Here is a 21,128-nt window from a genome sequence, read left to right as displayed (position 1 = left end):
GCCCGAGTTGACTAGCCAACACCTCGTCGCTTGACGAGCCCCCGTCACCCTCATTCCGGAGCTTCGATGCCCCACACGTCCGTCCGCCGCGCAGCCGCCCTCGCCGCGGCAGCCCTGCTCGGCACGCTCGCTGCCGCCCCCGCCGCGCAGGCCGAGCAGGCGCCCGTCACCGTCGCGCCGCTCAAGGTGCTCACGTACAACACCTTCCTGATGAGCACCAGCCTCTACCCCAACTGGGGCCAGGACCACCGGGCCACCGAGATCGCGGCCGCGCCGTTCTTCCAGGGCAACGACGTGGTGGTGCTCCAGGAGGCGTTCGACAACGCCACCTCGGACAAGCTGCTCTCGCTGGCCAAGTCGGCCTACCCGTACCAGACCCCCGTGGTCGGCCGCTCCACCAGCGGCTGGGATGCGACCGGCGGCAGCTACAGCTCCACCACCCCCGAGGACGGCGGGGTGATGCTGCTCAGCAAGTGGCCGCTCCTGCGCAAGGAGCAGTACATCTTCAAGGACGCCTGCGGCGCCGACTGGTGGTCGAACAAGGGCTTCGTCTACGCCGTGCTGAACGTCAACGGCCAGCGCACCCACGTGCTCGGCACCCACCTGCAGTCCACCGACACCGGCTGCTCCAGCGGCGAGCCCGCCACCGTCCGGGCCGCCCAGCTCAACGCGATGAAGACCTTCGTCGACAACAAGGGCATCCCGGCGAGCGAGCCGGTGATCATCACCGGCGACCTCAACGTGAACTCGCACGACTCCGAGTACCCGTCGATGCTCAGCAACGGCAACCTGGCCCCGGCCACCAGCCGGACCGGCTGGGTGAACTCCTTCGACACCGTCGACAACTCGATCGCCGCCTACCGCTACCCGGGCGAGCCGAAGGAGGACCTCGACTACGTGCTCTACCGGGCCGACCACGCCCGGCCGCAGAGCTACACCAACGAGGTGCTGCGCTTCCACAGCAAGCCGTGGACGGTCAGCAGCTGGGGCAAGAGCTACACGTACAGCGACCTCTCCGACCACTACCCGGTGATCGGCGGCTGAACAGCCCGCTGAACCAACGGAACTGACACCCGGTCGGGTCGCCCATCAGCAGCGGGCGGCCCGACCGGACGCGTTGGGCGGTCCGTGTCCGGGGCGCTCAGAGCGCTGCGAGGCGTGCGACCGATCCGATCTCCAGAGCGGTCCACATGGCGCCGTCCGGCCCCTGGGCGATGCCGTGAGGCTCCGAGGACGGGCTCGGGAGATCGTGTTCGTCGATACGGCCGTCGAGGGTGATCCGGCCGATCCGGTTGGATCCCCACTCGGTGAACCAGCAGGTCCCGTCGGCGTCGGCTGCGATGGCGTGCGGACGTGCCGCGCGGTCGGGCAGGGCGAACTCGTCGATCCTGCCGTCCGGCGTGATCCGCCCGATCTGGCCGGCCCCGATCTCGACGAACCACATCGCGCCGTCGGCACCGGCGGTGATGCCGACCGGGGCGCTCGCCGGGGTCGGGATCGGGTGGACGCTGACATCACCGTCGGTGCCGATGGCGCCGATCGCGTTCGCCTGGTTCAGCGTGAACCACATCCTGCCGTCCGCCCCGGCCGCGATGGCCGACGGGAAGGCTCCCGAGAGCGGCAGCGAGAACTCGGTGACGTGGCCGTCGGGCGTGATCCGGCCGATCCGGTCGACGTTGGCCTCGGTGAACCACAGCGCGCCGTCGGGTCCCGTGGCAATCCCGAACGGCCCGGCATCCGGCGTCGGCAGCGGGAAGGACGTGACGTCCCCGGTGGTGGTGATGCGGCCGATCCGGTGACCGCGGAACTCGGTGAACCACAGCGCGCCGTCGGGTCCCGCCGTGATGACCGACGGTCCGCCGGTGGCCGGTTCGAGCTGGTGGGCGGAGACCTCACCGTCGGCCGTGACCCGGCCGATCCGCCCGTGGTGGACCATGGTGAACCACAGGGCGCCATCAGGTCCGGCCGTGATTCCGTACGGTCCGGCCGCGCGGTCGGAGACCGGGATCTCCGCGATCGAAACGGTCGGACGGCGCAGCATGGGCAGGTCCCTTCACCGGTGGAGGACGACGGAGCCGCCCCTCCATCCGGACGAGCTGTCCGGCGTGCAGGAGCAGGGCTCCCAGCCTACGGTGCGTCAGAAAGCCGGCTGACGACTGCATCGAAGGCGTTGTCGCACCCGCGTGCCTGAACCGACACCCACGACCCGACCAGCGGCACCCTGTCGAGAAAGACGCCCCGCAGATGGCGAAGGCAGCCTGCGGGGCGTCGCGGAATGTGGACTGATCAGATCGGGCGGATGTTCTCCGCCTGCGGGCCCTTCTGGCCCTGCGTGACGTCGAACTCGACCTTCTGGCCCTCCTGCAGCTCGCGGAAGCCCTGAGCGGCGATGTTGGAGTAGTGCGCGAAGACGTCAGCGCCTCCACCGTCCTGCTCGATGAAACCGAAGCCCTTCTCGGCGTTGAACCACTTCACGATGCCCGTAGCCATGCTGTTCTCCTCGACATGCGCAGCCGCCGACTCCCGCACTGCGCGAGTGCCGCATCCGACCGGGCTCGTCCGCCGCAGTCCCGGCCAGCAATGTGCCCGCAACCGCGATCACGAGCGAGTAGCGGCGAACCACGACTGCTCCTTGCAACCACGCTATCGCTCCGAGAGTCCTGCTGCGCAGACGACACGGGTACGCAAGCCCACCGCGGGCAACCTCGCGGCCCGTCGACGCGTACGGGCTTGGGCCGCAGCAGCACGGAATCCCAAGGGGTCCATGTCAGTGCAGCCCCGTACGGTCTGCCCATGGATGATCAGCGGTCGCCCTCTTTCTCGATCGACGGCGTCAGAACCTTGGAGCCTGCCCTGCGGTCCCGGGAGGCCAGTAACCCGGGCGGACGTGCTCCTTCCGTTGGGGGTCGCGTATGAGCGAAATACCGGCGTACGAGGCAGCGGACGTGGGCCGAGCGTGGGGCCGAATCACCAGCTGGCTCGAACAGAATGCTCCCGGCGTCTTCGCCGGCCTCGGCGGCCCAGGCAGCCCGACAGCCATCAGCGATGCCGAAGGGCGCATGGGCCTGAAGCTGCCGAGCGACATGCGACGGTGGCTTCTGACAAACGACGTCGGTGCTGGGAGGCAACCCGACGTCGGCTCGTGCCTGGTGGCGCTGGGATGTGCGGGAGTTCTCCCCAGCGGCGGCTTCCTTCTGGGGCTGACGGACATCCAGCGTGTCTACCTCCACAAGATGGGCATCGAGGAGATGGAACCCTCCGAAAACCCGGACTGCCCGTCCTGGCGCCGTGAGTGGGTGCCGATCGCCGCAGAGAGTGACGGCTTCTACGGACGGTTCCTGAACACGCGCACCGGAAGCATCGGGTCTTGGTCCGAGGGCTCCGAGCCTGAAGAGGGAAGGTTCACCTCGTTGTTCGCCTTCTTCCAGGATGCAGCGGACCACCTGGAAGGGGTCTCCTCAGGCAACGCAAGGGAGACCGCCGGAAGCAATCTGCGCGATCGCGGTTCGGAGGGCGAGGCGATACGACTCTGGGCCCACGCAAACGGCTACCTCGTCAATGACAGGGGACGCATCCCTGCCTCCATCCGCGAGGCGTATGAAGCATCCCTGTGAGCGCCACGGCCGCGAAGCGGCTGACCAAGACTGCGGCTCACAAGCGGACTGGTGCCCTGGGTGGCTCCTGACGCCGTCAGTCCGCGCCGTCCATCTTCACCGACGAATACGCAGCCCGGCCCAACACCCCTCCACGAGCTTCTGCGGGGCAGCATTGGAGGGTCGATTCGAATGGGCAGTGTAGACAAGCCGTCACGCCCGTCAACACTCGAAGACCGACCAGCAGATCTCGTTTCGCAACCGCTGGTCGTCCAGGACGAGTTCACGAATCACCTCCGGAAGCTGTTCGCGCTGCCAACGACACTCGAGCCGGCCGGCGCTCTCGCCCTGCCGTCCGTGGGCCGCCGCACGCACGGCCTTGATCGCGTAGGCCGCAGCGCCGAGCTCGTGTGCGGCGACGTGCGCCACCACCGCCGCCTGGCCGGCAGCATAGGCAGCGTGCCGAGCGGCTCCACTCAACTCTCTTGCCGCAGCCATGGCATGGCCACCCGCAGCTCGGGACTGGGACATCCTGATCTCGCCGCGCGTCCATGCCCGAATCTGCTCGATCGCCTCACGGGGTCGCGGGTCCGAGGGCTGTGCCGACACGAAGTGGTGCAGAACGTGCTCCGCGCACGTGGCAGCCCACAGAGCCAGGAGCCGATGGTCGGAGTCCGTAAGCGTTCCCCCACGACGGATGGTGATGAAGCGGGGGTCACGATCTTTGGGAAGAATCACGGTGTTCCAAGCGATCGGTTGCGCGCATAGGACGAGAGCGTCCAACGTCGGTGTGTGAAGACAGAGTTGGACACCTTGCGACCGCACTCTATGCGAAGACCGACGATCTGCCGAAGGCCTCTCCGCGGCTCGCGCCGTGGCGGCCTGCCGTGCGGATTGCCCCGCAGCTCACCGACGCCGAACTGGTCAGGTCGGCGGTAGTGCAGGCGATGCTCGGGTTCACCTCCGAGGCCAGGTGGATCCGCCACGCCCGTTCCCACCTGCAGCATCTCTTCCCGTACCTGCCCAAGCAGCACGGCTACAACAAGCTCCTCCGCCAGGCCGCCGAGTTGCTGCGTCGGGTGATCCGACTGCCGGCCACCGACACCTCGGCGTGGAGCAACGACGTGCAGATCACGGACTCCACGCCGGTGGAGTGCGGATGCTCCCGCGAGACCGTCAAACGACGGCCTCGCCCGACCCGCCAACAACGTAGGACCGGCTGCTGGGCCCGCAGATGGCGGTCCGTCAGCACCACTGCGCCGGATCCCGGAGATACGCCGGAGGGGGTGGGTACGAATTTCGCACCCACCCCCTCCCCTCGGACTACGAACCCTTGGGAATGCCCGGGTACCACGCGGTCCAACCGTCCCATGGGGTGAGGGTCCGGGACCAGGTGACGTTGTTGCCGTCGACGGAGCTGATGGTGAAGTTGAAGTCGCCCCGGTGGTTGAGGATCTTCACCTGCCTGACGAAGGGGCCGCCGCCCAGGGATGCCCACGCTCCGTTGTCGTCGTTGATCCACACCGTGTGGTCCGTGCCGATCACGAAGCGCACCTCGCCCTTCGCCGTCTTCATGATGGTCTCGCCGGAGCCGTAGGCGAACCCGCAGAAGAAGATCCCGCCACGGTTGGAGCAGAGCTTCTCGACGACGACCGGCTTGTCCGACGCCCCAGCGGCGGGGGCAGCGGCAAGTACGGCGGCCAGTGCCGATGCGACCGCGACCGCACTTCGGATCTTGTTCATGGTTCTCTCTCACGGCAGGGATGGACACCGGCATGTTGATCCGGATGCGAACCACCCTGTAGTCCCTGCTGACGCCCGGTCAAGATCGCGCCACGACAACGGCGCCGGCGCCGACATACACTGCCCGATCGGGCAGAGCGAAGTGCACCTGCGCGCGCATCGCGACCGCACCCTACGACGTGACGGAGGTTCGACGGCGAGTGCCGGCTCGTGCCGACCGGTTGTCGCAGACTGCGTGACCGGTGATCACCTGCCGTACTACGGTGGCACCCAGACCGCCGGCGGGGCAGCCTGCGCCGGCCCCGCCCAAGGAACGGACCGATCCCGTGGACATCGTCTTCAGTGGCCGGGTGATCGAGTGGCGAGGGCCTTCCCCGTTCTACTTCGTCCCCGTGCCGGCGGAACAAGCCGCCGAGGTGCGCCAGGTGGCGGCGATGGCCACGTACGGCTGGGGTGTCGTTCCGGTCGAGGCTCGGATCGAGGGGACCGCCTTCGCCACCTCGCTCTTCCCGAGGGACGGCGGCTACCTGTTGCCGCTCAAGATTGCCGTGCGCAGACCCCAGGGCCTCTCGGCGGGGGACGACGTGACCGTGGCGATGACCGTTCGCCTCTGACACCGGGCTCCCGGCCATCCCGGGGCTGAATCATCTACTTCATCGTCCGACCATCGACCCCTGCCGTGCCTGATCGCCCTCGGGTACGCCCTGCTGAGCCGGTGGCGAACTGCCCGAACTGCGGGTACAGCGGCCGCCGTTGTCGGCCTCGGCGTGATGGCCCTGGTCATGCAGCCCTACCCGTGGGCGGTGGGCGAGCTGCTGTGCCAGGCGCTGGTCGGCCTGCTGGTGCTGATCGCACCGTCCGGCCTGGTGGACGTCACGCAACGAAGCCGTTGGGAAATGTCGGCCTCACGCTGGGCATCAGGGTCCCGATGATCGCGTTGAGCAAGTACGGGGACGCGTTCTTCTGGGGCAGCGCGCTGACCCTCACGGGCCTGCTGCCCTGACTGAGCACCATGACGGCAGCCGTCCTGCTGGGCCGGCTCTCCGCCCGCCGGCCCGACCGGCTCCTGTCCCTCGGCATCGGGCTCGGAACCCTCCCTGGCTGATGCCGTTCGTCACCACAAGCCTCGACGATCTGTCCTACCTGCCGTCCTGCTCTCCTTCTGGACATCCTGGTTCACCCCGCTCGGGACAGCCGTGGCACTCGCCGGAGTCGTCCACCTCGTACGCCGGGTCCGAACGACCGGCCCGGCCCAGCCCGGGACGACATCCCGTCCGGACGAGGAGCACCCCCTGTCCTGAGCTTGTCGTTGCAGTGCGATCCGTTCGCGGACCTGACGCGACGTCTCCGATCCGTCAGATTCCGGTGGGCTTGATCCGCTTTGACGGACACTCCGGATCAGGGGATTTGGCCCCGAAGGATGATTTCCGTCAAGGCGGATCAAGCCCACCTGTCAGAACGTGCCCCGGAGCTTGGCCAGCGCCTCATCGAGGAGGACCTCGCCGTCCTGGCGGCTGCGGCGCTGGAGCACGTAGCCGAAGTGCGTCTTGAAAGGAGTGCTGCCCGGAGCCACCGGGGTGTTGTCGGGGTCGGTGCCGGCGGGCAGGCCGCACCGGGGGCAGTCCCACAACTGCGGGACCTCGGCACCGGTTGCGAAGCTGGGCTGGGTGCGGTGCCCATTACCGCACCAGAACGACACCGCGGTGCGGGGTGCCAGATCACCGCGCTCCGACTCCCCCATCGGACCCGAACCGATACGCGCACCCCTGATACCGCCACGCCCCTGTGCCACGTTCGCTCTCCTCCACCACCATGCCCAACCTCCTCCCGGACACCCGGCAAGAGACGCCCAGCGTACGGCCACCCCCAGGCACTGCAGTCCGCGGGCGCCGCGGTGAGGGCATCCGCCAGAGCGGCCCGCTCGACTGCGGGGACAGCGGAGCCGCGGCTGAGGTCAGGATGGACAAGTGAAGGGCCCGACGGCCAGGCCCGGCTCCTTCCGTCACCGGGTGGGTTCGGTGCGGTGCCAGAGGACGGGGCGGACATATGCCCTCGGGGTGCGGGTGAGTGCTCAGGCAGTGGTGCTGCCCCGTGTCGCGGGCGGCGACCGAGCGCCGGTGCTCGTCGAAGAACCGGCGGGGATCGCCGCCCACCCGGGCCATGGCCTGCTCGCTGCGGCGGATCGCGTCCTCGGCCACGACCCGGACGAGGTGGGCGAGCGCTCCCAGGTCGGAACCGGGCCTGGCCTGCGCGACTTCTGACGGTCCGCCACCCGATCGGATCGCGCCAGGGTGCGCCTCGCCCGAAGGCCGTCCTACGGTGCCTTGGGGGTCGGACCTACGATGTTCTTGCAGGTCAAGGGCCATCACACTGGGCGAGCAAACGTCGCGCTTCACTGCCTTTCGCTCGCCTTCTTCACCGCAATGTCCCCACAGTGTCCCCACCTCGGGCTCAACTGACCGCTCTCGTCGGGCCGTCGGCGGCCTACCTGCTCGTTGTCTCGCTGAGAAGGGGCCACCAGGAAAGTCCCCTCCCGACGCAAAACGGCTGCGTCCCTCGTCATGAGGGGCGCAGCCGTCCACACGGCCAGCGTCAGGTGAGCAGCCCGAGCCTCCGCAGCTCACCGATCCAGATCTTCTCGTCGGTCCCCAGCCGGTTGAACGGGGCGCTGCGCGCCAGCTTGTAGAAGCCGCTAGACGGCACCTCGTCGCCCTTCAGCACCACGACCGCCGACAGAAGCGGGCCCCCGTCCGGGCTATGCAGCCGCGAGCAGTCATTGAGGAGCAGCCGCATCGAGCGCTCGTGAGCCCGGACTGTCCGTCCTGGCGCCGTGAGTGGGTGCCGATCGCCGCAGAGAGTGACGGCTTCTAAGGCTGCGGCTCACAAGCAGACCAATAACGGGGCACCGCAACGCGCAGATGTCGGCGGACCCTGCGAGTGCGACCGCTACCTCCGCTGCTCGAAGTTCCTCACGACCGGCGAGTACGCAAGCGGATTGAAGAACGGGGTGGACAGCCGGACGGCAACGGCTCAAGGTGGTCGGCATGCCGTCCCTTCGGAGCCTTCCCCGCACGGTTCGCCGCCGGACCCTACTCACCGAGGCGGAACACGTCCGCGTGCTCGACGAGTTCAACGCCGCCGTGCGGTGCCCCGATGTGCACGGCGGGCTTGCGTGCTTGCCGGTCCTCCTCGATGCCCTCGCCCAGGACGAGGGCCGTCCCGACGGCGCGCGGTGGATCGTGGACGACAACGCGCGGTTGGACATGGCGGCGTTGCTGCGCTACTGCTTTCCCCAGCCGGAGATTCACGTGGTGGCCGCGGAGTACGGCGCCGCAGCCCACAACCGCGGCTGGCTCCGTCTCGACAGAGCCTTGCGGACGCACGACTACACGAACCTCGTCGAGACAGCCGAAGGCTGGGCGGAGACCGACCGCACGCTCGACGATGTTCTGCAGGTCCATGGTCGGCCGTCCGCGATCTTTGGCGACCAAGATCCGCATTCGGCCAAGACCCTTGGCTACGCCTCCGGCGATTCAACCGCTCCGCTCGCTGTTTTCCACTTCGGCGAGGCGGGGGATGCACCATCGGCACGCCTGCTCGCCTTCCGGAGTGGTGACGACATGTTCGGAACGAGCATGGGCTTCACACCGTTCGGCGGCGCCGTCGCCGACGAGCGCGACAGGCGTCAACACTGATCACCCTGAGATCGGACGAGCGCCTCATGCACGCGGTCGCCGAGGGCAGCCAGAAGCAATCCGAGGGCCGGCAGCGGTGGCCTCGAACGACCTCATCCGCGGCATGGGCAGCTTCTTCAAGGAGTGCGACCGCCGGAGACCCAGTGGCCGGCCACCACTGCCTCCCGCACCTGCGGGCCGTGGTCGGCCCGTGGCCGCTGCCCCGTGAGTACCCGTCAGAGAGCGTCGCGGACCTCGGCGCGAGTGACCCCGAGCTTGCGCAGCACGGCGGCGGCGTGGTGTTCGGCGGTGCGCGGGGAGAGGGAGAGGGCCCGGGCAATGTCCTGGTTGGTGGCGCCGGTGGCCAGCAGTTCGGCCACCTGGCGCTCCCTCGGGGACAGGTCGTCGCCGTAGCTGCGACGGCCCGCGGGCTCGGGGCGGAGCCGTCCGCTCCGACGCAGGGCCTGCCGGCAGCGCTCGGCGTCGGCGGTGGCACCGAGGCGGGTGAACACCTCCAGCGCGTCCTCCAACCGGCGGACGGCCTCACCCGGGTGATCGGGGTCGGTCAGCAGTCCGAGCCGGCCCGCCTGTTCGGCCACCCGGGCCGCGGTGTGGACGCGGCCGATGGCCTCGTAGCCGGCCCGGGCGCGGTCCAGGTGGGCGAGGGCGGTGACCGGCTCCCGTTCGGCGACGAGGAGGCCCCGGCTCCAGGACAGGTCGGCGGTGACCCCGGGGGCGACCAGCCCGGCGACGCCGGACTCGGCCTCGGCCACCAGGCGCTGCGCCTCATCCGCCCGGCCGGAGTCGAGGCCGGCCTGGACCGCCGTAGGCAGCAGGTCCACCGGCCGGGCCCACAGGCCCTTGGTGCGGGTGAAGTCGACGACCGGCGCCACCCGCTGCCAGGCCCGCACCGGCTCCTCCCGGAGCAGGTCGATCCGGGCGAGCAGGACGAGCACGGCGGGGAACACGTCCCAGTCGTGGATCTCCTCGCGCTTGGCCTCGACCGGGAGCAGCTGCTCGGCGGCCCGTGCCCACCGGCCCCGGGCGGTGTCCAGGGTGGCGCGGGCCACCAGCAGGCCGACCCGGACGGTGTCGTCCTCGCCGACCTCCCGCAGCTGCACCTCGATCCGCTCGTCCAGCCCGTCCCAGTGCCCGGAGAGCAGGTCGAGCTGAACCCGCGTCACCCCGCAGAAGGAGGCGAGCAGTTGGTAGCCGACCCGCTCGGCGAGCTGCTCGGCCTCGTCCAGCAGGGTGCGGGCCCGGCCGTCGCAGCCCCGGACCAGTTCGTCGTACGCCGCGTTGCTCAGTGCCCGGGCGACCTGGCGCAGCACCAGCCGGTCGGTGGAGTCCCTGGGCAGTTCCGCCAACAGCTCCCGGCCGCGCGGGTCCCCCGCGAACTCCAGCACGGTGATCCGGTTGGCCGCCACGTCCGCCCGGGCGACCGGGTCGTCACTCCCGGCGGCCAGCTGCACCGCCCGCTCGGTCATCGCCAGGCATTCACTGATGTGACCGCCGTGCGCGTTCACGCTGGAGCTGACGGCCAGTGAGGCGAGCGCGGCGGCCGCTGCTCCCGGCCGGGCCGCCAACTCCGTGATGGCCTGCTCCAGTTCGGCCCGGCTGTCGATGTTCGGGTTGGAGGCTCCCAGGGCGCGGACCAGGTTGAAGCGGATCTCGCCGCGGACCTCGACGGCGAGATCCGGGTCGGCGAGGATCCGGCGCAGGGTCGCCTCACTGGTGACGGGGTCGGCCCGGTAGACGGCGATGGAGCTGAGGGCCAGGGCGCTGCGAGTGCGCTGCGCGGCGGGCAGCGTCGGCTCGGCGAGGATCTGCCGCAGGAGGTCGGCGGCGACGCCGTCGTCACCGACCTCGGTGGCGTGGTCGGCGGCGGCCAGCGCCCGGGGCAGCCAGGCCCCGACGTCGCCCAACTGCCGGGTGTGGTGGGCGATCCGGACCAGGGCGGACTCGGGATGCTCCGCCAGGGCGTCGATGGCCCGGGTGTGCAGGCGCCTGCGCCGGGGGCCGGGGATCCGCTCGTACACCGCCCGCCGGGCCAGCACGTGCCGGAACCCGTAGCTGCCCGGGGCCCGTTCGGCCAGTGCGTCCGCCACCAGGGCGGTGGTGAGGGCGGCCTCGGCCCGCTCCTCGTCCAGGCCCGCGACCCGGGCCAGCAGCGCCTCACCGGCCGGGACCGCGAGCACGGCGGCGGCCTGCACCACGGCCCTGGCGTCCTCGCCGAGCAGCGCGATCCTGCTGTTCACCGCCTCCTGGAACCCCCTCGGCACATCGGCGCCCGCCAGCGCCGAGGGCGCCCCGGCCGGGGTGGGGAGGGTCTCCCGCTCGGTCAGGACCAGCAGATCCTCCTCGACCACCAGCGGGAGTCCGCCGCTGCGTTCGTACAGCTCCCGGCCGAGCGGCCCGGCGGCCGCGGACCCGATCGCGGAGGCGGCCAGCTCCCGCACCTGCGGCTCGGTGAGCAGGCCGAGGGCGATCTCGGTGCCGAGCACCCCGACCGGGCGGCGGTAGGGCGGGCCCAGGACGTTGCCGCTGCCGGGCAGGTCCCGGGCCCGGTAGCTGAGCACCAGGCGCAACTGCCGGGGAGGGTTGCGGGCGAGCAGGAGCATCAGGTCGCGGGTGGCGTCGTCGGCCCAGTGCAGGTCCTCGACCATCAGCACCACCGGGCCGAGGGCGCCCAGCACCTCGTGGACCGCGCGCATCAGCTGGTGGGCCTGCACCACCTCGGCACCGGCCGGGTCCGCGGCGGGCAGCCGGCCTGCCAGCTCGGGCACGTAGGGGGCCAGCACCGCGGTCGCGGGGCCGAGGACGGCTCCGGGCCCGAAGTACGGAGTGCCCGCCCGGAGGGCGTCCACCACCGGCCCGAGCGGCAGCGGCTCGCGCAGCGGGTGGCAGGAGCCGTGCAGGACGGGGGTGCCCTGCGCGGTCAGCCGCAGACCGGCCTCGCGCAGCAGCCGGGACTTGCCGATCCCGGCCTCGCCCTCGACCAGCACCACCGACGGGCCCTCGGCCAGGGCGGCCATCAGCGCGGCCATCTCCCGATCCCGGCCCACGAACGCGAATCCGGTGCGGTGGACGGGACTGTGGCCGGGTCCGGCAGCCCGCGAGTCTTGCATGGTGCCTCCGATGGAACGGCCGACGGCCGCAGACCTGATCCTCCCACCTCACGGGCACTGACCAGGGCCGCCACGCTGTCCGGCCGAGCCCGGCGGGCAGCACGGCGGGCAGCACGGCGGGGGCCGGTTCGCATCGCGCTCGGGAATCGAAGCACCCGCGCTCCGGCAGGGTCAACGAAGCCGCGGCCCTTCCGCCGCAATGCCGCCATTGGGCCGGTCCGGGGCGGGTCAGGAGCAGACGATCTCCGGCGATCCCCAGTCGGCGTGGTCGTACTGGGTGTCGTCACCGCCGTCGGTCACCTGGAGGGAGAGCGCGAAGACCCCTTCGAGCGGGACGGTCAGCCGGACGGGGCCGTCCGCTCCGGTGAGCAGGCCGCTGTCGGCGGCCTTCCGGCCGTCCGTGAAGATCCGGAAGACCGCCGAGCCCTTGGCCTGGACCTCGTCGTCGATGCCGACCTCGACGGTCAGCGAGCTGCATGCCCCGCCCAGGTAGTAGGTCACCGCCGAGAGGGAGTTGACGCCCAGTCCCTTCGGGTAGGACGTGCCGTTGACCTTCAGCGGGGCACCGTCGCCGGCCTTCTTCTCGCCGTTGCTGCGGTCGTGCTCGACCGGACCCCAGCCGCTGCTCGCGGAGGTCACGGTCCGGTCGCCGAGGGCCTGGACGCCGGGGGTCGCGGGGGTGCCGCAGAGCAGCCGGGGGTTGCCCCAGTCGGCGTGGGCGGCGCCCGTCCCGCCCGGGGAGGTGGCGATCAGGCGCAGGTCCTCACCACCCGTCAGGTCCACGGTCAGCCGCACCGGGAGCTGGCCGGCCGTGCGCCAGCCGCTGTCGGCGACCACGGTGCTGTCGCGGTAGATGCGGAAGACCGCCGAGCCGGTGGTGTCCTCGTCGTCGATGCCGACGTCGACGGTGAGGCCCTGGCAGGTGGCGCCGAGGTGGAAGCGGACGTCGGACTCGGCCGCCGTCCCCAGGCCGCGCCGGAAGGCGGTGCCGCCGACGGTCAGCGGACGCCCGTCACCGGCCACCGGGCCGCCGTTGCTGTGGTCGCGCTCGACCGGCCCGTTCGCGCTGTACGCCACTGTCCAGGCCAGGTCGCCCAGTTGGTGGTCACCGGCGGCCATGTCGGCGGGCTGCCCGGGGGTGACCCGGTACATCACGGTGCCGTGCGCGGGCACCGTCGCGCTGATCGCGCCGTCCGAGGTGGTGGTCTCCTTGGACCACAGGTCCTTCAGCCGGTAGGAGGAGGCCCCGCCGATCCCGGCCGCCGCCGCGGTGGTGGCGACGGTGCGGGCGGTGTCGGTCTCGTTGGTGAGGGTCACCGAACGGCCGCCGTCGGCCAGCGGCTTGCTCATCACCACCAGGCCGCCGTCCTTGGCGATGACCGCGCCCTGCCGGCCGAGCGGATCCTGGTCGACGGCTATCACGTCCGCGTTCTTGAGGATCTCGTACGTCGCCGGGGTCGCCGTCCGCAGGTCGGACCCGATCAGCAGCGGGGCGGCCATCTGCGCCCAGAGGCTGAAGTGGGTGCGGTACTCGGTGTCGGTCATGCCGCCGTTGCCGACCTCCAGCATGTCGGGGTCGTTCCAGGAGCCCGGGCTCGCGTAGGGGGCGAGGCTCTGGTTGAGGTGGGCGATGTTGAGCATGCTGCCCCAGCTGTCACCGATGTCGTGGGTGGTCCGCCAGGAGTTCCCGACGTCCCGGGCCCAGGTCCAGGGCTGGCTCTCGCCCCACTCGCAGATGCTGTAGAGGATCGGGCGGCCGGTGTTCCTGAGGGCCTCGCCCATGTCCTTGTAGCGCTTCTGCGCGTCGACCTTCAGGTTGTTGCAGTTGTCGTACTTCAGGTAGTCCACGCCCCAGGAGGCCCACAGGTCGGCGTCCTGCTGCTCGTGGCCGAGCCCGCCGGGGAAACCCTTGCCGTCGCAGGTCTTGGTCCCGGCACTGGAGTAGATGCCGAACTTGAGGCCCTTGGCGTGCACGTAGTCGGCCACGGCCTTGATGCCGTTCGGGAACCGCACCGGGTCGGCGACCAGGTCGCCGGCGGCGTTGCGGCTGGGCAGGGCCCAGCAGTCGTCCAGGTTGACGTAGGTGTAGCCCGCCTCGCGCAGGCCCTGCGAGACGAACAGGTCGGCGATGCCGCGCACCATCGACTCGTTGAACTCCGCGCGGCAGTGCGTGGAGTTCCAGTTGTTGAAGCCCATCTGCGGCGTGGGGGTAAGGCCGTTCTGGCTCGCCGCGGCCGGGGCGGCGGTCACCAGACCGAGGCCGACGGCGCCGACCGCGGCGAGCGAGCCGCCCATCAGGGCGAGGGTGACGGCCAGGCCGGTGCTTCTGTGTCGGAGCATGCGCAAGGAAGCCCTCCCAGGGCGTTCGGAACATGAACGAACTGAATCCAACAGAACCGAGCAGAGATGAGCGTCGGGTCGATCCAGGTGTCGCGTCAAGGAAGTCGGGGGGGTGCTCCGGCCAATTGCCGAACTCGGACCGATTTCTCCAATTGGCTTGTAATAGAAGCGATCTGATGCATCATCAGTTCTTGGAGGCCGCCAGTGGACATGCCGGAGCAGGCCGGGTGGTCCCACCACCCGGCCTGCCCGGTGTTCAGCGGTGATCAGGTGTCAGGAGCACCGCACCTTGGCGTCGGCCCAGTCCGCGTGGTCCCCGCTGTTGCTCCCGTCGGCGTTCTCCACCACGAGCCGGAGCAGGTCCGCGCCGGTGGTGTTCACGTCCACGGTGGCCGCCCGGCCGCTGCCGAGGAGCGTCGCGGTGGAGGTCTGCCAGGCGTTGTCCGCCCAGACCTTGAAGACCACCGATCCGCTGCTGCCCACCTCGTCGTCGACGCCGACGGTCGCGGTGAAGCGGCTGCACTGCCGGCCGAGGTGGACCACCACCTCGCTCGCGGCGTGGACACCGAGGCCGCTGCCGTAGCCGACGCCGTCCACCTTCAGCGGCTTGCCGTCCCCCGACTGGTCGTTGCCGTTGCTCCGGTCCCGTTCGGCCGGGCCGTAGCCGTTCTGCTCGACCAGGAACGGCAGGGTGCTGACGGAGGTCTCCCCGGTCGGGTTGCGCAGACCGGCGGCCGGATTCGCCACCGTCCTGGCGTCGGCCAGCCGCCGAGCCGAACTCCCCTGCCGGAAGGATGCGTTGACGTCGATCCGGGTGAAGCCGGGGAGCGTCCCGCCGGGGGCGGTGACGTTCCAGGTGGCGGTCAGCGAACCGCCCGCCGCGATGCTCGCGCCGGTGACGCCGACGGGCTGCGTCGTCCAGCCGGACGGCAGGCCCAGCGTGAGCGCCAGCTCGGAGGCGGTCGGCTGCCCGGCGGGCACCGAGAAGGTCGCCGGCACCGGGAAGGTGACCGAGGCGGCCACGGTGTCCGGGGCGGCCAGCACGAGCCCGGCGGTCGCGGCCGCCGGCTCGGCGTGGGTGGCGGCGTCGTAGCCGGGCCCGGTCACCGGGGACGGGGCCAGCGGGGAGACGGTGCTGCCGAGGCTCTCCAGACTGACCGCGCCCAGGCCCCCGTTGGCCCCCTCCTCGTTCCAGAGGGCGATCGCGATGGTGTTCGCGCCGTGCGGATCGAGGATGCCGTCGGGGAGCGCGAAGACGTGCTGCGGGCCCTTGTGGTTGATGTAGGTGCCGAGGAGCCAACCGTTGACGTAGATCATCGCCCGGTACTTGCGGGCCGGGTCGTCGCTGATCCGCAGGCCGACCGAGGTGTCCTGACCGCTCGGCAGGTCCAGGGTGGCCGTGGTCCGGTACCAGGAGACGCCGGGCGTGGTGTCGCGGGTGGTGAGGGCGGTGCCCGCCCAGGCCGCGTCCGGGAAGCCGGGCAGGGTCCAGCCGGCCCGCTCGCCGTGCAGGCCGCCGGTGTTCATCGGGCCGCGGGCGGTGTCGGTCAGGTCCTCGCCGCCCCGGGCACCCTGGATCCGCCAAGTGATGGACGGGCCCGAGGAGTTGCCGACGAAGGCGCCGGTGAGGCCGCGTGCCTCCTTGTTGTTGTCGTTCATGCCGGGGTTCTGGTTGTGGCCGTTGTTGGAGACCAGCACGGACACCACGTTGTCGCCGGTGGCCTTGAGCAGCCCGGCCGGGAAGACCCACTTGCGGATGGCGTCACCGGAGCTGCCGAGGAAGGTGCCGTTCAGCCAGAGCGAGTACACCCCGCTGCCACCGGGCTTGGCGAAGAGGGTGATGGCGTCCGTCCCGGCACCGGCCTTGAACCGGCCCCGGTACCAGACCTCGCCGTAGTGGTAGCCGTAGTCGTCGGAGAACAGCACCGGCAGCGTGGCGGGCTTGGTGATGCTCTGGGAGGCGGCCTTGTCCGCGACCTTCCAGGAGGAGTCGTCGAACTCGGGCTGCGCCTCCGGGGATCCGGCCGCGTGCTTCCACCCGGKGAGCGCAGGCAACGAGACCGGGGCGGGCCCGGGCAGTTCACCACCGGCCCGGGCGCCGGGGCCGGGCTGTCCGGTCAGGGCTGCACCGTTGAAGGTGACCGGGCCGGAGCCGTCGGCGAAGACCTCCACCGGCTGGGCCGAGGCGCTGTCACCGGTCAGGTCGAGACGGCCGGACCGCACGGTGGCGGTGCGCAGCAGGTCGCTGCCGTACACCAGCACCGGGCCGTCCGCCGTGTCGGCCCGCCAGAACTTCCCGGCGGCCTGGTCGTCGCCGAGCAGCAGCAGGAGCGGCCGGGGGCCGCCGGTCACCAGCACGCGGGCCAGACCGCCGTGGACGTAGTTCAGCCGGAGGTCTCCGGTGGCGGCGTCCCAGGTCTGCTCGACCGCACCGGCCAACACCTGGACAGTGGGGCGCTGCGGGAGGTTGAGGACGGTCTCGCCCACCTGCCCGGGGCGGCCGTACAGGACCGCGACGTCCCGGCCGCCGATCGCGGCATGGGTCATGATCTCCGAGGTGGAGTACTGGAGTTGGGCCTCACCGAGGCGGTAGTCGGCGACCAGCGTCCGGGAGTCGCGGCCGGCCAGGGTGATGGCGGTGCCGGGCTTCTGCGGGACGGTGGGGTAGGCCCGGGCGGTGGTGGTGTCGACGGCGTCGACCGAGACGGCGGTGCCGATCGCGGCGGGGTTCTTGCCGCCGCTCACCACGATCCTCAGCTCGTGCGCGCCGTCGGTGAGTCCGTCCTTGGCGAACAGCACCTGTCCCTTGACCTCGGGGCTGCCGAAGCCGTCCACCGAGGCGGCCTGCACACCGTCGACGTACACGTCGGCGATGCCGTGGTTGGCGGCGAGGGAGCCGATCCAGCGCACGGAGCTGCCGGTGAACGGCACGGTGAGGCTGTCGCCGGACCGGAACGAGAAGGTCTCGGTGCTCTGGTACTCCCCTGCGGTGTACGGGGCTTCGGCGCCGACGTGCCGCCAGGTACCGGTGTACCGGATCCGGGTGTCGGCGTCGTCGAAGGCGTACCCGACGTGGTTGCCGCTGAGCGTGAGCGACAGGCCGGTGGAGTCGGTGGCCGCCGAGGTGGAGTCGGTGTGCCGCAGGACGTGGAACTGGGTGCGGGTGTCGGGGTTGATGCGGACGGTGCCGGTGACCGCTGGGTTGGTCAGCACGCTCGGGGGTGCGGCGTCGGTCTTGGTGATCGGCTCGACGCTCTGCAGGAAGGAGCCGATCAGCTTGTCCTCCCGGTACCGGTCGGTGAGCTGCCGGGACTCGGTGATCGCCGCGCCGTAGTCGTAGGAGGTGTAGGTGCCGGAGACCGCCTGACGGCCCCAGTTGGTGCCGCCGTACAGCATGTAGAGGCTCTGCAGGGTGGCACCGGCCGCGATGTTGTTCTTGTAGAAGACGGAGGCGAAGTCCGCCCCCATCTTCTCCCGGCACTTGTCGCCGTCGGCGCCGCCCCAGTAGTTGATCGACCCGCCCTGGAACTCTGGGATGTAGAGCGGCTTCCCGGGGCGACGGTAGCCCGCCATGTCGGTCTGCACCGGCTTCCAGGCCGGGTCCTTGCAGTCGAAGCCGAGTGGGTACTTGTCGACGCCGTCGATGTCGAGAGCGCCGGTGCCCTCGTTGTACGACTTGTAGTCGGTGGGCTTGGCGTTGAAGTGGATGTGATTGCCCGTCAGTGGGACGGTGATGCCGTCGGCGCGGGCCTTGTCCCGCAGGTGGGCGACGTAGCTGCGGTCCGCCTCGGTGTACTGGTAGTACTCGTTCTCCACCTGGTAGGCGATTACCGTGCCGGTGCCGTTCTCCAGCTGGTGGCGGGCCAGGATCGGGTTGATGTGGTCGAACCACTCGTCCACGTCCGCCAGGTGGGCGGGGTCGGTGGTCTTCTCCCGCCCGGGCCTGACGTTCAGCCAGGCGGGATAGCCGCCGCCGTCCACCTCGGCCTGGATGTAGGGGCCGGGGCGGGCGATGACGTAGATGCCGACCTCCTCGGCGATGTCGAGCAGCCGGTCGACATCGCGCACGCCGGTGAAGTCGTAGACGCCCTTCTTCGGCGAGTGGTACGCCCAGTCGAAGTAGAGCGAGACGGCGTTGAAGCCGCCGGACTTCATCTTCTGCAGGACGTCCCGCCACAGGTCCGGGCTGGGCAGCCGGAAGTAGTGGAACTCCCCCGCCCAGACGTAGGTGCGCTTGCCGTCGACGGTGAGCGAGTAGCCGTCGTAGGCGACGTCGTGGGGAGTACCGGGGCTCGGGACGGTGAAGGCGGGGGCGTCCGCGTTGGCCGCCACGGTGCCGGCGATGCCGCCGACTGCCATGGCGAGGCTGACCAGCAGGGCGAGCGCCCTGGGGCCGGTTCTGCTCATCGGGTCTCCTGGGGGAGAGGAGGGGATGGGTGGGGGAACCTCGAATCCGACGGAATCGCACAGACTTCGACGGATTCGAACGTGCTGGATGCATGGTCAGGGGCGGGGCGACAGGGCGGGAAGGGAATCCGCCGCTTTCCGTTCGATCTCGGGCAATTCACCGGACCGAAGCTCCGCGCGGGTCACGCCGAGCTTGCCGAGCACCTTGGCGACGTGGTGCTCGGCGGTCCTCGGCGAGAGCGCGAGAGCACCCGCGATCTGGCGGTTGCCGGCACCGTCGGCCACCAGTAGGGCCACTTCCCGCTCCCGGTGCGAGAGTTGACCGCCGTCGCCACGACGGCTGCGCGGCAGCTCCACCGGACGGCCGCCCTCCCGTAGCATCCGGCGGCACCGGGCGGCGTCGGCCGTGGCCCCGAGCCGGGTGAGGACTTCGAGCGCGCCACGCGCGGCGGTGTCGGCGTCCGTGGTCCGGCCCAGCCCGAGCAGGACGGCCGCCGTCTCCTCGGCGGCCAGCGCCCGCTGGTAGACCCGGCCGATCGCGCCGTAGCGGGCCCCGGCCTCGGCCAGCAGGGCCACCGCGGCCCGGGGATCACCGGCGGCGCCGAGCAGCCCTCGGGCCAGCACGATCTCCGCCTCCACCCCGGGCGCGTCCCGGCCCTCGATACCCCGGGTGGCGTCCACGACGATCCCCTCCGCCTGCTCGCGCAGCCCGCAGGCCAGCGCGGCCCGGACCGCCACGGGCAGCAGGTCGGTCGCCCAACTCCATTGCCCGGTCAGCTGGTTGGCTTCGAGCGCTGGCCGGACGGCGGCCCAGGCCGCAGCTCCGGCACCGGCACCGACGCCTTCCAGTAGGTCGAGCCGGCCCAGCAGGGCCGCAACGATCCGGCACGGTAGACCGTCGGAGGCCTCCGGCCGGCCGCCACGGAGTGCAAGGGCCCGACGGGCGGCGGCCCAGTGCCCCCGGGCGATGTCCAACGCCGCGCGGACCGCGAGGGCCTCCAGCCGCAGGCCACCGTGCCCGTCGAGCTGCGGCAGCAACGCCTCGACCCGGCCGTCCAGCCCGGCCCACCCGCCGGCGCCGAGATCGAGCTGCAACTCCAGTGCCAGTCCGGCCAGTTGGACCACCTGGTGGCCGGCCCGCCCGGCCGCCGCAGCCGCCTCGTCCCGGCGGGCCCGGGCCCGGTCGTCACACCCCCGGGCCCAGGCGCCGACCGCCGCGAGGTGCAGTGCCCGGGCGTTCTCACGCCGGATCCTCCGGTCCGTGCCGCGCTCCGTGTCGTGCTCCGTCCTGTACTCCGTGCCGTGCACCGCGCCGCGCTCCGTGCCGTGGCCCGGCCGCCGCTGTCCGTCGTCCCGCAGCCGTGCCAGGAGCGCCGGCCCGGCCGGGTCGCCGAGAACCTCCAGCAGCGCGACCCGGCCCACCAGCACGGCGGTGCGGGCGAGTTGGTCGGTGCTCCGGGCCGCCGCGGCGTCGGCGCGCGCCAGTACCGCTTCGGCCTGCTCGCGGGAGCCCGGGCCCCGGAGCAGGCCNNGCGGGAGCCCGGGCCCCGGAGCAGGCCGACCACGGCGAGTTCGGCCAGGGCGACGGCCGCCAGGTCCGGCCGGTCCACCAGGTCGGCGACCGTCTGCTCCAACTCCGCGCGCAGGGCGGCCGGATCGCCCGGGCCGAGGGCCCGGGCCCGGCAGAGGCCGAGGCTCAGCTCGCCCCTCACCGCGGCGGGCCGGGCCTGGTCCGCCGCCATCCGGTGCAGCAGTCCGGCCCCGGCAGCGGTGTCCGTCCGGTACGGCGACATCCGAGCGAGCGTCAGGGCGTGGGCGGTCCGGTCGGCCTCGGGCAGGGCCGGCTCGGCGAGCAGGTCCCGCAGCAGGACGGCGACGACCCCGTCGTCCCCGGCCTCCACCGCACGGCGGACGGCCGCCCCGGCGGTGGTGATCCAGGCCGCGATGTCGCCCGTCCGCCGGACGTGGTGGGCGGTGCGCACCAGGGCGGGGGCCCCGTGGCCGGAGAGCACCTCGGCGGCCCGGGTGTGCAACCGCACCCGCTGCGGAGCCGGGATCGCCTCGTAGGCCGCCCGCCGGGCCAGTACGTGGCGGAAGCCGTAGTGGCCCGGGTCCCTCTCCACGAGGAGGCCGACCCTCAGCGCCGCGGTCAGGGCCGGGCCGCTCTCACCCCCCGGGAGCCGGGCGACCGCGCCGAGCAGGTCCTCGTCGGCGGGCACGCCGAGCACGGCGGCGGCCCGGAC

General features: G+C 71.4%; 13 protein-coding genes and 5 pseudogenes. 7 read left to right on the top strand and 11 right to left on the bottom strand.

Going from position 1 to position 21,128, the window contains the following annotated elements; genetic code table 11:
* Nucleotides 1–66 precede the first annotated feature (66 nt).
* A complete protein-coding gene (sph, locus tag ACXJMZ_RS27685; RefSeq protein WP_457032765.1) occupies nucleotides 67–1,044 on the top strand; it encodes a sphingomyelin phosphodiesterase in 978 nt (325 codons plus the stop codon).
* Nucleotides 1,045–1,141: 97 nt separating this feature from the next.
* Here the strand turns inward: sph and ACXJMZ_RS27680 are convergent, their stop codons facing one another.
* Both ACXJMZ_RS27680 and ACXJMZ_RS27675 read right to left on the bottom strand, forming a co-directional pair.
* Nucleotides 1,142–2,041 (bottom strand): Vgb family protein, encoded by a 900-nt coding sequence (locus ACXJMZ_RS27680; protein WP_457032764.1) that lies wholly within the window; start codon nucleotides 2,039–2,041, stop codon nucleotides 1,142–1,144.
* 245 nt (nucleotides 2,042–2,286) lie between these two features.
* Nucleotides 2,287–2,490, bottom strand: a complete 204-nt coding sequence (locus ACXJMZ_RS27675; RefSeq protein ID WP_057233722.1) for a cold-shock protein — start codon at nucleotides 2,488–2,490, stop codon at nucleotides 2,287–2,289.
* A gap of 422 nt (nucleotides 2,491–2,912) precedes the next feature.
* Here ACXJMZ_RS27675 and ACXJMZ_RS27670 point away from each other — a divergent pair.
* Nucleotides 2,913–3,404: pseudogene (locus ACXJMZ_RS27670) on the top strand (SMI1/KNR4 family protein); the annotation flags it as partial.
* A gap of 57 nt (nucleotides 3,405–3,461) precedes the next feature.
* Nucleotides 3,462–3,614 (top strand): annotated as a pseudogene (locus tag ACXJMZ_RS27665) (Lsr2 family DNA-binding protein); the annotation flags it as partial.
* Between the two features lie 201 nt (nucleotides 3,615–3,815).
* Here the strand turns inward: ACXJMZ_RS27665 and ACXJMZ_RS27660 are convergent.
* Nucleotides 3,816–4,331: a putative immunity protein gene (locus ACXJMZ_RS27660; protein WP_457032773.1), complete on the bottom strand. Its 516-nt coding sequence runs from the start codon at nucleotides 4,329–4,331 to the stop codon at nucleotides 3,816–3,818.
* A gap of 54 nt (nucleotides 4,332–4,385) precedes the next feature.
* Here ACXJMZ_RS27660 and ACXJMZ_RS27655 point away from each other — a divergent pair.
* Nucleotides 4,386–4,777, top strand: a pseudogene (locus ACXJMZ_RS27655) (IS982 family transposase); the annotation flags it as partial.
* A gap of 139 nt (nucleotides 4,778–4,916) precedes the next feature.
* Here the strand turns inward: ACXJMZ_RS27655 and ACXJMZ_RS27650 are convergent.
* The gene (locus ACXJMZ_RS27650; RefSeq protein ID WP_457032763.1) at nucleotides 4,917–5,336 is read right to left on the bottom strand and encodes a hypothetical protein; all 420 of its coding nucleotides are present in this window, start codon (nucleotides 5,334–5,336) and stop codon (nucleotides 4,917–4,919) included.
* Between the two features lie 326 nt (nucleotides 5,337–5,662).
* On the opposite strand from ACXJMZ_RS27650, the gene ACXJMZ_RS27645 reads away from it, so the two are divergent.
* Complete coding sequence (locus ACXJMZ_RS27645; protein WP_457032762.1) at nucleotides 5,663–5,950, top strand: DUF1905 domain-containing protein; 288 nt, start codon at nucleotides 5,663–5,665, stop codon at nucleotides 5,948–5,950.
* 839 nt (nucleotides 5,951–6,789) lie between these two features.
* Here the strand turns inward: ACXJMZ_RS27645 and ACXJMZ_RS27640 are convergent.
* On the bottom strand, nucleotides 6,790–7,128 hold the full coding sequence (locus ACXJMZ_RS27640; protein ID WP_457032761.1) for an RNA polymerase-binding protein RbpA: 339 nt from the start codon (nucleotides 7,126–7,128) through the stop codon (nucleotides 6,790–6,792).
* A gap of 271 nt (nucleotides 7,129–7,399) precedes the next feature.
* Between ACXJMZ_RS27640 and ACXJMZ_RS27635 the strand changes: the two genes are divergently transcribed.
* Nucleotides 7,400–7,597 carry a hypothetical protein gene (locus tag ACXJMZ_RS27635; protein WP_457032760.1) on the top strand — a complete coding sequence of 66 codons (198 nt, stop codon included), beginning with the start codon at nucleotides 7,400–7,402 and terminating at the stop codon, nucleotides 7,595–7,597.
* Nucleotides 7,598–7,928: 331 nt separating this feature from the next.
* Here ACXJMZ_RS27635 and ACXJMZ_RS27630 read toward each other — a convergent pair whose 3' ends face one another.
* On the bottom strand, nucleotides 7,929–8,129 hold the full coding sequence (locus ACXJMZ_RS27630) for a hypothetical protein (RefSeq protein ID WP_457032759.1): 201 nt from the start codon (nucleotides 8,127–8,129) through the stop codon (nucleotides 7,929–7,931).
* A gap of 323 nt (nucleotides 8,130–8,452) precedes the next feature.
* On the opposite strand from ACXJMZ_RS27630, the gene ACXJMZ_RS27625 reads away from it, so the two are divergent.
* Entirely contained in the window at nucleotides 8,453–9,031 is a 579-nt protein-coding gene (locus ACXJMZ_RS27625) for a hypothetical protein (protein ID WP_457032758.1), read from the top strand.
* Between the two features lie 215 nt (nucleotides 9,032–9,246).
* Here the strand turns inward: ACXJMZ_RS27625 and ACXJMZ_RS27620 are convergent, their stop codons facing one another.
* The 5 genes and pseudogenes from ACXJMZ_RS27620 to ACXJMZ_RS27600 all read right to left on the bottom strand — a co-directional run bounded on the left by ACXJMZ_RS27620 (nucleotide 9,247) and on the right by ACXJMZ_RS27600 (nucleotide 20,193).
* A complete protein-coding gene (locus ACXJMZ_RS27620; protein ID WP_457032757.1) occupies nucleotides 9,247–12,138 on the bottom strand; it encodes an ATP-binding protein in 2,892 nt (963 codons plus the stop codon).
* A gap of 228 nt (nucleotides 12,139–12,366) precedes the next feature.
* Nucleotides 12,367–12,783 (bottom strand): annotated as a pseudogene (locus ACXJMZ_RS27615) (NPCBM/NEW2 domain-containing protein); the annotation flags it as partial.
* 39 nt (nucleotides 12,784–12,822) lie between these two features.
* Nucleotides 12,823–14,433: pseudogene (locus ACXJMZ_RS27610) on the bottom strand (NPCBM/NEW2 domain-containing protein); the annotation flags it as partial.
* A gap of 318 nt (nucleotides 14,434–14,751) precedes the next feature.
* Nucleotides 14,752–18,885 (bottom strand): beta-galactosidase, encoded by a 4,134-nt coding sequence (locus tag ACXJMZ_RS27605; RefSeq protein WP_457032756.1) that lies wholly within the window; start codon nucleotides 18,883–18,885, stop codon nucleotides 14,752–14,754.
* A 96-nt stretch (nucleotides 18,886–18,981) separates the two neighbouring features.
* On the bottom strand, nucleotides 18,982–20,193 hold the full coding sequence (locus tag ACXJMZ_RS27600; RefSeq protein ID WP_457032755.1) for a LuxR C-terminal-related transcriptional regulator: 1,212 nt from the start codon (nucleotides 20,191–20,193) through the stop codon (nucleotides 18,982–18,984).
* Nucleotides 20,194–21,128 lie beyond the last annotated feature (935 nt).

Source organism: Kitasatospora sp. P5_F3 (genome assembly GCF_054049135.1).
Note: the sequence above shows the minus strand (reverse complement) of the source record. Positions and strands in the feature narration are given on the sequence as shown.

What these genes read in the sequence shown, in the direction of transcription:
- ACXJMZ_RS27630 (WP_457032759.1), bottom strand. Translation starts at nt 8,129, where the DNA reads ATGCGGCTGCTCCTCAATGACTGCTCGCGGCTGCATAGCCCGGACGGG.
- ACXJMZ_RS27620 (WP_457032757.1), bottom strand. Translation starts at nt 12,138, where the DNA reads ATGCAAGACTCGCGGGCTGCCGGACCCGGCCACAGTCCCGTCCACCGC.
- ACXJMZ_RS27650 (WP_457032763.1), bottom strand. Translation starts at nt 5,336, where the DNA reads ATGAACAAGATCCGAAGTGCGGTCGCGGTCGCATCGGCACTGGCCGCC.
- ACXJMZ_RS27680 (WP_457032764.1), bottom strand. Translation starts at nt 2,041, where the DNA reads ATGCTGCGCCGTCCGACCGTTTCGATCGCGGAGATCCCGGTCTCCGAC.
- sph (WP_457032765.1), top strand. Translation starts at nt 67, where the DNA reads ATGCCCCACACGTCCGTCCGCCGCGCAGCCGCCCTCGCCGCGGCAGCC.
- ACXJMZ_RS27675 (WP_057233722.1), bottom strand. Translation starts at nt 2,490, where the DNA reads ATGGCTACGGGCATCGTGAAGTGGTTCAACGCCGAGAAGGGCTTCGGT.